Raw genomic sequence first — 13,712 nt, 5'->3', positions numbered from 1 at the left:
CAAGACCCCTTGCAACAAACAAATCATTCAAACAACAGATTATCGAAATATTTTTCAAACAAAAACCGAAAACAAACCGTTAGCCGAAAAATTTTCGTTTGCAGAACGGGTCAAGGGCAAAGCCCTTGTCGTTTAGGGGTGTGGGGGAATCGAAACCCCCACGTTTTCCCACCGCTTTTACGCTAAAAGCGGTGCCTGCGGAGCAAAAAGAAAAATAACGATAATCTGTTTTTGATATGATACAATAAATCAAAATTTAAAATAGGGATTGCAAAGGCGCTCCTTTGCTCCTCCCCCTCCCCTCACACTATCTCGCTGTCACTCTTTTCGTCTTTCTGAATAACCTCCATTTTTGAAATTGAAATTTCAAACGCGGTTTTGGTGACCGTTTCCTCCTCGGAAATTTTCTTCTGATATTCTCTGCTTTGTATGCGTCCCCAGATTTTTATATTGTCGCCCACCGCGAGATTTCCCGAAAAACGCGCATTTCTGCCCCACGCGATACACGGCATATAATCCGACTTATTATACGCGCGGTTGACGGCGAGCAAAATATCGGTTATCTCGCGTCCGAACGGCGTAATTCTGTAAACGGGCGCTTTGCAGATAAACCCGTTTAAATAAATATAATTCGGGTTTTTAAAATCATCATCGGCGCACAGCGCAATATCGCGCGCAAACACCGTCAAAAGAAGCCTGTTTCCCGTGGACGAATAATTATTATACGAACGGAACTGCCCGTCAATCTCGACCGACGTGCCGGCGGACAAATCCATAGCTTTTATAAGACGCTCCGAAACCGTGACGTTTATGTAATCGGAAATATCGCTCAACCGCGGAACTTTAAGACAAAACGTTAAAAATCTCTCGCCGTACACCTCGTGACTGAAAGAAAGAGCGCTTACTATTGTTCCGGCAAGATGCACCTCGTTATTTACATTAACATTATCCAAAATTTATACACTCCCCAAACTTTATTTTTTGTATTATGTTATATTTCTATTCCGTTTTTACGCCGTTTATCACAAAAAGTGCAAAAAAAACTTGACTTTTCGGCTATTTACGATAAAATATAATAGTGGAGGTTAATGCTGAAGAAACTTCCGCATTAACCTTGTACGGATTTGTGCCCGTGCGAAATTTTCTAAAGGCAAAGCCTTTAGAAACGCACATGGGCGAAAAATCTCTTATCATTCCTTGCCCTGCGGATAAGAGAAATTTTATTGCCGTTTTTCGGCGCAGGGCGGCAGAATGGAGATTTTTATATATGGCTTTCTTTAACTGTTATTACAAATCGGCGGAGCTCGGACAGGACGTCTGCTTTAACGCGGTTATTCCCGAAGACTGCGCCGACAACATAAAAACGGTATATCTTCTGCACGGACTTTCGGACAATCACACCGCCTGGGAAAGGCGGAGCAGTGTTGAGCGCTATGCGCAAAACGCAGGCGTTGCGCTTATTATGCCGAACGTTGACCGCAGTTTTTACACCGATATGAAATTCGGAAGAAATTTTTACACCTTTGTCACAAAGGAACTTGTTGAATACACAAGAAAGGTGTTCCGTTTGAGCAAAAAACGGGAGGACACGTTTGTTGCAGGGCTTTCTATGGGCGGTTACGGCGCGTTTAAAATTGCACTGCGAGAGAGCGAAACGTTTTCCGCGGCTGCATCTCTTTCGGGCGTGCTCGATATTTCGTCCCACGCGAAACCGACGGGCGACTGGAAAAACGACGCATACCTTGCGTTCGGTGAGGGCGACACGTTGGAGGGCACAGACGAAAGCGTCATCACGCTGGTAAAAAATTTCAGCGGTGCTCACAAACCCCGTCTTTATCAGGCTTGCGGAACGGAAGATTTTTTGTATAACGACAACAAAAAATTCCGCGAAGTTATAGCGGACAAAGGTTTTGATCACGTTTACGAAGAAGACAAAGGTGCGCACGAGTGGAATTTCTGGGACAAATACATAGAACGCGCGATTAAGTTTTTTGTAAACGAAAAATAGAAAAAAATAAATTGCAATAAAAATATACGGAGGAATTTAAGTTATGTCAGGACATTCTAAATGGTCGAATATTAAGCATAAAAAGGAAAAAACGGACGCTCAAAAGGGCAAAATTTTCACAAAACTCGGCAGAGAAATAACCGTTGCGGTTAAAAGCGGCGGCGCAGACCCCGAGGTTAACAGAAAACTTAAAGATATTATCGCAAAGGCGCGCTCAAACAATATGCCCAACGACAATATTTCAAGATGTATCAAAAAGGCGCTGGGCGACGGCAACGAGGACAGCTATGAAAACATCACATACGAAGGATACGGTCCGTCGGGCGTTGCGGTTATCGTTGAAACGCTCACCGACAACAGAAACAGAACAGCAGGTGATTTGCGCCATTATTTCGACAAATTCGGGGGAAATCTCGGCACAAACGGCTCGGTTAGCTGGATGTTTGACAAAAAGGGCAAAATCATCATCTTAAAAGCAGACGACATCGACGAGGACACAATTACAATGGACGCTCTCGACGCAGGTGCAGAGGATTTTGAGGCGAACGACGAGTATTATGAAATCACCACCTCGCCCGACGATTTTTCGGACGTCGTGGCGGCGCTTGAAGATAAAAATTACGCATATGCGTCGGCGGAGGTTGAAATGGTTCCGCAGAATTATATAAAACTTACCGATGACCACGATATTTTGATGATGCAGAAACTTATCGAAAATCTTGAGGACAACGACGACGTTCAGGACATCTACCACAACTGGGAGGAAGAAAACGAATGAACGGCGAAAATAACGTTGTGACGCTTTCGGGCGATAACGGCGAAAAAATCGATTGCGAAATTTTGGGTACGTTTGAGGCAAACAGCAAGGAGTATATCGCGGTTACACCGGTCGAGGGAGAAAAGAGAGAGGGCGAAATTTTTGTTTACGGCTACCGTGAACATAAAAACGGCGAATTTGACCTGCTCGACATCACCGACGACGAAGAATTTGAAAATGCGTCGGCAGAGCTTGACCGTATTTTCGACGAGATGAGCGAAGAATAAAAATACGCACGAACTGCAAACACAAAAATATCCGCCCGAACACGGGCGGATATTTTTTTTATTTACATCATATTTTATTTATTCAACCGCATCAGCAAGCCGTGCCGATTTTTTCTCGGCAACTTTAAACTTATAAATGCACACAATTCCCAGAACCAATGCCGTTGCAAACCAGCTTATGGGATAAACCGCAACCAGCATTGCGAACGTCTGCACCTTTTTGAACACGGTATAAATCCACAAAACGCGGAGTCCGCACGCGCCTGCCATAGATATGAGTGCCGGTTCGAGCGAATAGCCGAGTCCGCGCATACAGCACGAAATATTATCCATAATACCGCACATAAAATGCGTACCGCCCACCACCGCGAGCCTTTGCGACGCAATTCTTATAATTTCCTTATCGTCGGTATAAATGCCGAGGAGCGGTGTGCGGAACACAATAAACACTGCAAACATTGCAGCCGATGCCGCAACGCTCAATCCCATTCCGATGAGCACTGCCCTTTTGCATCTTTTAAGGTTCCCGGCGCCGTAGTTTTGGCTGACAAACGTCACCGTCGCCTGTGCGAACGAGTTTGACATAAAATAAATGAGATTTTCGTAGTTCTGCGCCGCGCTCGATGCCGAAACAACGTCCGTTCCGAGCAAATTAAGACCCGACAGAACGCACACGTTGGAGATTGAGAAAACCATTCCCTGTATACCCGCCGGCATACCTACGCGGATAATTTCGGAAAGATTTCGTTTGTCTATTTTAAGGTTTTTAAGCGTAATTTTAATCGCGCCCTCTTCTTTTGTGAGCGAACGGAGCATTAAAACCGAGCTTATCATATTTGATATAACCGTTGCGATTGCAACACCGGCAACGCCCATTTTAAACACGATTACGAAAATCAGGTTAAGAATTACATTCACAATTCCCGACACAAAAAGGTAAATCAGCGGTTTTTTGGTGTCGCCCTTACTGCGGAAAATCGCCGAGCAGAAGTTATAAAGCATCATAAACGGCATACCGCAGAAATATATGCGCAGATAAAGCACCGCGAGATCTATAAAATCGTCGGGCGTACCGATGAGATTGAGTATCAGCGGCGAAACCAAAAGTCCGAGCGCCATTATCACAAATCCGCAGATTACCGAAACCAAAACCGCGGTGTGTGCGGCGCTGTTCGCTCTTTTTTCATTTCCGCTTCCTATGTACCGTGCAATAACAACGTTTGTGCCAACCGAAATTCCCACAAAAAAGTTAACCAAAAGGTTGATTACGGGTCCGTTGCTTCCGACCGCCGCAAGCGCCTGTTTTCCGGTGAACTTTCCCACCACTGCAACGTCGGCGGAGTTGAAAAGCTGCTGGAGCATACTGCTCGCCGCAAGCGGAAGTGCAAACATCAGAATTTTATCCCACAAAGAACCTGAAAGCATATCGGTATTGTGCCTGTTTCTGCCTTTAAACACACTCATTTTTACATATCCTTTTCATAAATTTTTCATTAAATTTACTACATTATATCATACTCCGTTTATGCTGAAAAGTCAACCTAAAAAGCACAATTTGGCAGAAAATTACGGCGGATTTTTATCTCCGCCGTAATTTTGAAATGTTTTATTTAACTTTTTTGATAATAAGAAGCTCGCTTTCAAAGTCACTGTCGGGTGCACGCTTAAATCCCACATTCATAAGGAAATCGCCGCCGTAGATTTCGCCGGTGTTTTCCACCTTATAGTATGCGTTTTCATCAAGTCCTTTAAGCTTGATTTGCGTAAACGGCAGCCAGCCGCCGCGTCGGATAATGCTTGCAATCATAAGCACAATTTCGTTTTCGTCCTCCGACACAAACTCCCAGGCCGTGTAATTTCCCTCAAACGGCGAGAGAAGTCTGTACATTGTGCCTTGATGTGTGATATGCGAAATTTTCTTGTAAAGCTTAATCTGCTCTTTTACCGCCTCAAACTCCTCCTCGGAAAGCTTGTTTAAGTCAAGCTCGTAGCCGAACTGACCGCACATTGCAACGCGGCCGCGCATATCTATCGACGTGGTGCGGTGAACCTGATGGTTGGGAACCGCAGAAACGTGTGCGCCCATTGCAGACGTGGGATAGAGCATACTTGTGCCGTGCTGGATATAAAGTCTTTCCACCGCGTCGCTGTCGTCACTCGTCCAAATCTGGGGGAAGTAATGGAGCATACCGTAGTCGAAACGTCCGCCGCCGCCCGAACAGCCCTCAAAAAGCACATCGGGGAATCTTTGATTGAGCGTTTCCAAAATTCTGTAAAGTCCGAGCATATAACGGTGCGCAACCTCGCACTGTCTTTCGGGGGCGATATCCGCACTGCCGACGTCAGTCATATTGCGGTTCATATCCCATTTAACGTATTCAATGTTCGCACTGCCCAAAATATCGGACATAAATTTTATAACGTAATCGCAAACCTCTTTGCGCGACAAATCGAGAAGATACTCGTTTCTGCCCTCGTTCTGCGGTCTGCCGTTTATGTGCAGGCACCAGTCTGGGTGATTTTCATAAAGCTCACTGACGGGTGAAATAGCCTCGGGCTCAAACCAAAGTCCGAATTTAAGCCCCATATCGTTAACCTTTTTAACAAGTCCCTCTATGCCGTTCGGAAGTTTTGCCTTATCCACAAACCAGTCGCCGAGCGAGGATTTGTCGTCGTCGCGTTTGCCGAACCAGCCGTCGTCCAGAACAAAAAGCTCAACGCCTGCCTCCTTCGCCTTTTTGGCAATGCTGACAAGTTTTTCTTCATTAAAGTCAAAATACGTAGCCTCCCAGTTGTTGAGAAGAACGGGGCGCTCGATATCACGGTATTTTCCGCGGCAAATTCTTCTTCTTGCAAGCTTTTGCAGGTTGTCGGACATTTTGCCGATGCCCTCGCACGAATACGTGATAACACCCTCGGGCGCCGTGAAGCTTTCGCCCTTTTCAAGCGTCCAGCCGAAATTAAACGGATTTAAGCCGATAAATGCGCGCGTGTTGTTAAGCGTGTCAACCTCAACGCCGGCAACAAAGTTACCGCTGTAAAGGTGAGTGAAACCGTAAACCTCGCCCGAAAACTCGTCGGTGTTTTTGCGTGCAAGCGCAAAAAACGGGTTGTGGTGAGCGCTGGACGAACCGCGTTTCGAATCGATTGTCATACCGCCGTTTATAAGCGGTGTACGCTGAATTTGACGCTCTCTCGCCCAGTGACCGTAAAGATGAATAAACTCAAAATCTTTATCGCGCAAATCGAGTGCAGCGCTCATAATCCTGTCGATTTTCACCTTTTCGCCGCCGTTTTCAAGCTTGACGTTCTGCGTGATAACGTCGTAGTCGTAAAAAGCGGTGTACGAAAGCGTGAGAGTGAGCCTGCTCAATTCGTCGTAAAGCTTTAATTCGAGCGTCTGAACGTTGTCGCCGTCCTCGCTGTAAACATAAGGAAGTCCGTCCGGTTTTACAACATCATCTGTTATTTTGTGCTCTTTATAATAAAAATTTGAGCACATTGTGCCATCTTTGTGCGTGATTGAAAGCGCAGGAATTCTCAAATCGGGGTTGCCGTATGTAGGATAAAGCGCTGAGGCAGCCTCAAGCGTTATTTCGCCGTCAAGGTCTTTGTTTCGCGCCGAAAACGACACTATTCTTTTGAGCTGAAAATCCAGCATTTTATCCATATCATAGGTATTTTTTATTCTCTTTCCGCTATAAATCAAAACGGGAACTTTCTCTTTGAATATACCGAAAACAAGACTGAAATTTTTGGTATATACGTTAAAAACTTTGTTTTTTTCGTCAAATGAAACAGGCATTTTGTATCCTCCTTAAAAAATCACATTTTTACATATTTGCATAATATCACAGATAAACCGCAAAGTCAACCGAAACAAAAAATTTCCCTCATTATACAGTAAAAATTCATTATATTGCACATCTTTTAGACAGATATTTGTAATATTTACACAAAAAGTGTAAAATCATTGTTTTTTTTGAAAAAGGTATTGAAATTTTTTTCATTATGTGCTAAAATATTTTTGTTTAAAAAGCAAAATAATAAAAATTATTTTCATAAACAAAGGGTGATTAAAAATGATGGACTACAAACTCAAAATCGGTCTTGTGACCGAAAGAAGATACCTTGCTGACTGGAAAACCAGAAAAGGCATCTTCGCACCGAAGTACGCTGTGGAAAACAAAAACCACATCGTTAAGTACATAAAAGACAATTTCACAGACGAAAACACTGCGTTCGTGGATTTGGAATGGCTTAACGAGGAAGGACTTCTCTCGGAGGTTTCCGACTGTGCAAAGGTAAGAGATTACTTTGTAAAAGAGGGAGTTAACGCGATTTTCATTATCAACTGCAACTTCGGAAACGAAGAAGCGGCGGGCACAATCGCAAAAATGATGAATCTTCCCACGCTCCTCTGGGGACCGCAGGATATGCGTTTCGACGAGGACGGCGGACGTTTCACCGACGCACAGTGCGGACTTTTCGCAATCAGCAAGCAGCTTAAAAGACTCAATGTTCCGTTTTCTTACATTGAAAACTGTCAGATTGAGGACGAAATTTTTGCTGACGGTCTTAAAAAATTCTTCTCGGTTGCAACAATGGTTAAAAACTTCAAAAACCTCAAGGTTACACAGGTCGGCACACGTCTTAACCCGTTTAAGAGCGTTATGTCGAACGAGCTTGAAATTACCGAAAAATTCGGCACAAACATTTCAACCGTTAATATGACAATCTTCACACAGAAGCTTGAAAGACTCTACAAAGAAAAGCAGGGCGTTCTCGACGTTGACCTTGCAAGACTCAAAACACAGTACGACGTCGGCGGTCTCGACGACGAAACACTTAAAAGAATGCTCACATTCGTTTATGCTTATATTGAAGTGTTTGAAGAAAACGACGCAGACGTGCTTTTGTCGGAATGCTGGACATCAATGCCCCAGGCGTTCAACGCAAACCCGTGTCTTGCAATGAGCATACTCTACGATATGGGTTATATCGTAACCTGTGAATCCGACCTTCACGGTGCAATTTCGCAGGCAATACTTCTTTCGGCATCGCGCGGCGGAGCAAAACCGCTCTTCGGCGAATTTACCGCAAGAAACCCCATCAACAAAAACTCCGAACTTTTGTGGCACTGCGGACCTTTCCCGCTTTCGGCTAAAAAAGAGGGCGCACCGGCTAAACTCTTTAACACAAAACCGAGTTTCCCGGCAAAAGACGGTACATACACAATCACACGTTTCCAGGGCGAAAGAGGAACATACAAACTTCTCGGCGGAAAATTCAATACCTGCGAGGGTCCTTACACGTTCGGTACTTATATGTGGGCTGAATTCAACGACCTTTCAAAGCTTGAGAAAAAGCTTATCAACGGCCCGTACATTCACCATATGAGCGAGATTTACGGCGATTATGCCGAGGTTTTGGAAGAATTTACAAAATATATTCCCAACCTCGAATTTGACGATATAAACAGCTAATCATTAAAAATTATAATAAAAAGGAGAAAACAAAATGAACGAATTTTTATTTGATATGATTGCCTCCGAGCTTGAGGATGCAGTCGGAAAAGAAAACTGTTCTACAAGAGAAATTGACAAAATCACTCACAGTGTAGACTACTACTGGCTTTCCAGAATGTGGGCTGACAGAGGCTTAAGAATGCCCGAGGCCGATATGGTTGTATCGCCCAAGGACGCAAAAGAAGTTTCCAAAGTTTTGAAAATTGCAAATTACTATAAAATTCCCGTAACAACCTGGGGCGGCGGCGGCGGTACGCAGGGCGGCGCTATTCCGGTTTGCGGCGGTATCGTTCTCGACACAAAGAGAATGGACAAAATCTACAACGTTAACGAAAAAGCTATGTACATAGAGTGCGGTACGGGTACAATCTACAAACACCTTGAGTGGATGGCTAACGAAAGAGGCAAAGCTACAATGCACTATCCTTCTTCGCTCACCTGCTCTACTGTCGGCGGATTTTTGGCTCACAGAGGTATCGGCGTTGTATCCACAAAATACGGAAAGATCGACGATATGGTTCTCGGTATGGAGGTTGTTCTCCCCAACGGCGACATCATTGAAACATCGCCCGCACCGAAACACGCGGCAGGTCCCGACCTCAACCAGATGTTCATAGGCAGTGAGGGTACTCTCGGCATTATGACAAAGGCACAGATCAGAATTTACGACCAGCCGGAAGAAAGACGTTTCAGAGGTTTCCTCTTTAAAAATATGACAGACGCGTTCTCGGCATCAAGAGAACTTTTGCAGAAATTCAAACCTTCGGTTATGCGTCTTTACAACGAAGCTGAAACAGCTACACTTATTAAGAAAATTGTCGGCGTAGAAAAACCGGGCGCATTTATGAACATTGCTATCGAAGGCGTTTCGGAACTTGTTGAAGTTGAAGAAAAAATCCTTCTTTCGACATTCGCAAAATACGGCGCAGAGGATCTCGGCAGCGAATACGGTAAAAAATGGTGGGACGAAAAGATTACATTCTTCTATCCCGGTCATATGATGGATTTACCGCAGATGTTCGGTACAATGGACACAATCGCTCCTTACGACAAAATCGAAAACATCTACTGGGAGATGAAAAAAGCTATCGAAACAAACTTCCCGATGGCAAGATTTATCGCTCACTTCTCGCACTGGTATGAATGGGGTTGTATGATTTACGACAGATTTATCGTTGACAATCCTCCCAAAGACCCGCACGAGGCATTAAAACTCCACAACGAAATCTGGACTTGCGGTGTAAGAACAGCGCTTGCTAACGGCGGTGTTGTTAACGACCACCACGGCGTCGGCATCAAGCTCGGCAGACTTATGAAAGAACAGTACGGCCCTGCTATGCAGGTATTTGAAGGTCTTAAGAAACAGCTCGACCCGAACGGAATTTTAAATCCGTACAAACTCGGATTATAATAAAAGGGAGGATTTTTAATTATGTTAATTTCAAATAAAAGCAAAGAAATTATAGACAGCTGCAGATTTTGCTGGATGTGCCGTCACATCTGCCCTATCGGCAACGCAACAGGTCAGGAGAGAAACACTGCAAGAGCAAGAGCGCTTTCGCTTTCGCTCGTTGAGCGCGGTGCGGCTAAGCTTGAAGGCAGTATTGTAGACAACGTTTACGAATGTGCGCTCTGCGGTGCCTGCACAAAAGACTGCGCAACAGGCTGGGACCCCGTTAAATTTACAAAAGAAGTAAGACTTGAGGCGGCTCTTAACGACCAGACTCCTGCTTACATAACAAAAATGCTCGAGAGCGTTGCAGCAAACAAAAACCCCTACGGCGTAAAAGAAATTGCGTCCGACCTTGCTGCTGAAATCAAAAAACACGCTGACAAAAAAGACACTGTTCTTATTCTCGGCGCAGACGCAAGATATGTAGGAAAAGACAGCGCAATCGCGGCTATGAAAGTTCTCGACAAAGCAGGCGTTGAATACACCGTTTTGGCAGACGAGCCCGACACAGGATACGTTCTCGACACACTTATCGGCGCGGCAAGCGAAACAAAAGAAGTTATGGAGAAATTTGCAAAAGAAGTAAGCGGCTTTAAGACAATCATCACGGTTGACCCTGCTGACGCTAAAACACTTCTCCGCGAATACAAAGAGTGGAACATTGACCTTAAAGCGGAAGTTATCACATTCACAGCGCTTTGCGCAAAACTTCTTGCTGACGGCAAAATCGCTCTTAAATCCGCTCCGAAAAAATACAGCGTTCAGGATTCTTTCTTCCTCGCGCGCGACCTTGAAGAGGACAACACAAGAGGCATTGTTGAAAAAATCGGCGACATCTGCGATATGCTCCTCGTTAAGAAAGAAACAGTTTGGGCAGGCAGTATCCTTTTGAGAGAATACATTCCCAACGTTATCGACAAAGTTGCGTCAAGACGTCTTGACGACGCTAAACGTGTCGGCGGTGAGTGCGTTGTATTCGAGTGTGTAGGCGAATACGAGGCGGCAAAGAAAATCGACGGCGGTATTGACATCATCAGTATTCACGAGCTTATCGCGGATAACTTGAAATAATTTAAGTTCGGAGGGTTAAAAATGCTTGTTAATTTAAAAGAAATACTCGACATTGCAAAAGGAAAAGGCTTTGCCATTCCTGCATTTAACGTTTACAATATGGAAACCGTTATGGGCGTTATCGACGCGGCTAAAAAAGCGAAAGCACCGGTTATCATTCAGTCCTATTCGCGTCTTTTCTCAAACGAAGAAGCTTTCTATCTTGCTCCTATCGTTTTGAAAGCGGCGCAGGAGGCTGACGTTCCCGTTTGCTTCCATTTGGACCACGGCGCAGGCGAAAAAGAAGTTACCAGAGCGCTCCGTTACGGCTGCACAGGCGTTATGATTGACGCGTCTATGCAGAGCTTTGAAGAAAACATTGCAACAACCAAGAAAATCAAAGAAATGTGTGCGGCGGTTAACGTTCCCATCGAGGGCGAGCTCGGACACATCGGTTCTACAAAAGACGGCATCACAACCGAATATACAAAGGTTGACGAGGCTGTTAAATACGTTAAGGAAACAGGCGTTTGCGCACTTGCTATTATGGTCGGCACGGCTCACGGTCACTACAAACAGGCTCCGAAGCTTGCTATTGACAGAATTAAAGAAATCGCAGACGCAACAGATGTTGCTCTCGTTCTTCACGGCGGTTCGGGCGTAGGCGACGACCAGATTAAAGAGGCTATCAAAGCAGGTATCACAAAAATCAACTTCGGTACCGATGTTTGCTGTTCGTTCCTCAACACAGTATTCGATACTTCAAGAGATTTAATCGCTATTGACCTCTTTATGAAAGACGCAATCAAAGCTGTATCCGCTTTCGCAACGGAAAAAATCAAACTTTTGGGAGCTGAAAATAAAGCATGAGTAAAATTGTCGGAATAGGCGCAAATGTTTATGATACCCTGATGGTTTTGCCCAATTATCCAAACGAAGATACAAAGCTTCGCGCCAAAGGCTCGAAAGCAGCAGGCGGCGGTCCGTGCGCAACGGGTCTTGTCGCCGCCGCAAAGCTTGGCGGCGAGGTGTCGTTTATCGGTTCTATGACCGACGACGACAAGGCTAATTTTCTTATAAGAGATTTTGAAAAATACGGCATCGGCACCGACCTTATCACAATTCATAAGGGCTATGACACGTTTTTCTCAATCGTAATGCTTTCGGAGGACACCGCGTCGAGAACAATAGTTTTCGACAAAGGCAATACTCCCGCGCTTTCGCTTAATGACAAACAGAAAGAAGCGGTTAAAAACGCCGAACTTCTTTTGGTTGACGGAAACGAAATGCCGGCGGCGGTTGAGGCGGCACGCATTGCAAAAGAAAACGGAACAAAGGTGCTTTTGGACGCAGGCGGACTTTACGACGGCATAAAAGAGCTTCTTGCTCTTACCGATATTTTAATTCCGTCCTACGAATTTTCGCTTGGCATTACGGGCGCAAAAACCGCCGAGGACGCCGCAAAAATCCTTTTTGACACATATAAACCCGAAGTGGTTGTCATCACAAAGGGCAAAGAGGGCGGCATCATCTACGACGGAAAAGAAATTATTTCCTATCCTGCCTTTAAGGTTGAGGCAGTGGATTCAAACGGCGCGGGCGATGTTTTTCACGGAGCATTTGCATTTGCCGTTCAAAAGGGTTATAATTATCATAAAGCCGCAATATTCTCAAGTGCGGTGTCCGCTTTGAAATGCACCAAAATGGGCTCGAGAGCGGCAGTGCCGTCATTTGACGAAACGGTTGAATTTTTAAAGGAGCGTGAAGCAGATGAATTTAAAGAAAACCTGGAATAAGAAATACGGAAAATGTGAAATCGTAACAAAAGAAAACAGTTCGCTTAAGCTTGTTGCCATTGATATGGTAAGACTTCACGACGGCGAAACAAAAACATACGACGAAAAAGACACCGAATTCGGTATCATTATTTTCGGCGGAAAATGCAAAGTTGCGGGCGAAGGCTTTGAATATAACGAAGTCGGCAAAAGAAAAGACGTTTTTGACGGTCCCTGCGCTTGCGTATATGTTCCGAGAAACACTAAATTTACAATCACAGGCATAGGCGAAGTTTCTATGTGCGTATCGAAATCTCCCTCGGAGAACGACCACAAACCTGCGCTTATCAAACCTGAAGACGTTATCATCAAAAACCTCGGCAAACCCGGCTGGCAGAGAGAGGCTCACTTCATTCTCGACGAAAGAGTTGACGCCGACATTCTCTACATAGGCGAAGCTTGGGTTGAAGGCGGTCAGTGGTCAAGCTATCCCCCTCACAAGCACGACGACGACAATATGCCCGTCGAAGCGGCAACAGAGGAGCTTTACTACTACGAATTTGACAAACCCCAGGGCTTTGGTATTCAGAGAGTATACACCAAAGAGGGCGACATTGACGAAACATACACCGTAAAAAGCGGTGATATGGTTGAAATGCCCAGAGGTTACCACCCCGAGCACTGTGCACCGGGCTACAAAAACTACTATTTGTGGATTATGGCAGGCAAAAACAGAGGTTTCTTTATGACAACCGATGAAGATCACGCTTGGCTTAACAAATAATTAAGTTTATATCAAAACCTGCGCTTTGCAAACTATTTGCAGGGCGCAGGTATTTTTAAATTTATATAAA

12 protein-coding genes are annotated in these 13,712 nt (G+C 44.8%); 9 read left to right on the top strand and 3 right to left on the bottom strand.

Annotated features, from left to right (window positions below):
* Positions 1 to 302: 302 nt before the first annotated feature.
* Positions 303 to 956: a single-stranded DNA-binding protein gene (locus tag H8706_RS04845; protein WP_262431817.1), complete on the bottom strand. Its 654-nt coding sequence runs from the start codon at positions 954 to 956 to the stop codon at positions 303 to 305.
* Between the two features lie 311 nt (positions 957 to 1,267).
* Between H8706_RS04845 and H8706_RS04840 the strand changes: the two genes are divergently transcribed.
* From H8706_RS04840 to H8706_RS04830, 3 genes are read left to right on the top strand one after another with little or no spacing between them, the layout of a single operon-like run.
* On the top strand, positions 1,268 to 2,008 hold the full coding sequence (locus H8706_RS04840) for an alpha/beta hydrolase (RefSeq protein ID WP_262431720.1): 741 nt from the start codon (positions 1,268 to 1,270) through the stop codon (positions 2,006 to 2,008).
* A gap of 43 nt (positions 2,009 to 2,051) precedes the next feature.
* Positions 2,052 to 2,786: a YebC/PmpR family DNA-binding transcriptional regulator gene (locus H8706_RS04835; RefSeq protein WP_262431719.1), complete on the top strand. Its 735-nt coding sequence runs from the start codon at positions 2,052 to 2,054 to the stop codon at positions 2,784 to 2,786.
* Positions 2,783 to 3,052, top strand: a complete 270-nt coding sequence (locus H8706_RS04830) for a DUF1292 domain-containing protein (RefSeq protein WP_178347406.1) — start codon at positions 2,783 to 2,785, stop codon at positions 3,050 to 3,052. Before H8706_RS04835 ends, H8706_RS04830 begins: the two co-directional genes overlap by 4 nt.
* A 78-nt stretch (positions 3,053 to 3,130) precedes the next feature.
* Here H8706_RS04830 and H8706_RS04825 read toward each other — a convergent pair whose 3' ends face one another.
* Both H8706_RS04825 and H8706_RS04820 read right to left on the bottom strand, forming a co-directional pair.
* A complete protein-coding gene (locus H8706_RS04825) occupies positions 3,131 to 4,516 on the bottom strand; it encodes an MATE family efflux transporter (protein ID WP_262431718.1) in 1,386 nt (461 codons plus the stop codon).
* Between the two features lie 142 nt (positions 4,517 to 4,658).
* Positions 4,659 to 6,857, bottom strand: coding sequence for an alpha-galactosidase (locus H8706_RS04820; protein WP_262431717.1), 2,199 nt, complete (start codon positions 6,855 to 6,857; stop codon positions 4,659 to 4,661).
* A 277-nt stretch (positions 6,858 to 7,134) separates the two neighbouring features.
* Here H8706_RS04820 and H8706_RS04815 point away from each other — a divergent pair, with 277 nt between their 5' ends.
* From H8706_RS04815 to iolB, 6 genes are read left to right on the top strand one after another with little or no spacing between them, the layout of a single operon-like run.
* On the top strand, positions 7,135 to 8,538 hold the full coding sequence (locus H8706_RS04815; RefSeq protein ID WP_178347403.1) for an L-fucose/L-arabinose isomerase family protein: 1,404 nt from the start codon (positions 7,135 to 7,137) through the stop codon (positions 8,536 to 8,538).
* 34 nt (positions 8,539 to 8,572) lie between these two features.
* Positions 8,573 to 9,991, top strand: coding sequence for an FAD-binding oxidoreductase (locus tag H8706_RS04810; RefSeq protein WP_178347402.1), 1,419 nt, complete (start codon positions 8,573 to 8,575; stop codon positions 9,989 to 9,991).
* 21 nt (positions 9,992 to 10,012) lie between these two features.
* Positions 10,013 to 11,104: a (Fe-S)-binding protein gene (locus tag H8706_RS04805; RefSeq protein WP_262431716.1), complete on the top strand. Its 1,092-nt coding sequence runs from the start codon at positions 10,013 to 10,015 to the stop codon at positions 11,102 to 11,104.
* Positions 11,105 to 11,125: 21 nt separating this feature from the next.
* Positions 11,126 to 11,953, top strand: a complete 828-nt coding sequence (locus H8706_RS04800) for a class II fructose-bisphosphate aldolase (RefSeq protein WP_178347400.1) — start codon at positions 11,126 to 11,128, stop codon at positions 11,951 to 11,953.
* Positions 11,950 to 12,879, top strand: coding sequence for a carbohydrate kinase family protein (locus H8706_RS04795; protein ID WP_262431715.1), 930 nt, complete (start codon positions 11,950 to 11,952; stop codon positions 12,877 to 12,879). Before H8706_RS04800 ends, H8706_RS04795 begins: the two co-directional genes overlap by 4 nt.
* Entirely contained in the window at positions 12,854 to 13,642 is a 789-nt protein-coding gene (gene iolB, locus H8706_RS04790) for a 5-deoxy-glucuronate isomerase (RefSeq protein WP_178347398.1), read from the top strand. The genes H8706_RS04795 and iolB overlap by 26 nt, the downstream gene beginning before the upstream one ends.
* Positions 13,643 to 13,712 lie beyond the last annotated feature (70 nt).

Origin of the sequence: Qingrenia yutianensis, from assembly GCF_014385105.1 — a bacterium.
Taxonomy (GTDB): domain Bacteria; phylum Bacillota; class Clostridia; order UMGS1810; family UMGS1810; genus Qingrenia; species Qingrenia yutianensis.
This window is presented reverse-complemented; position numbering and strand designations above follow the sequence as displayed.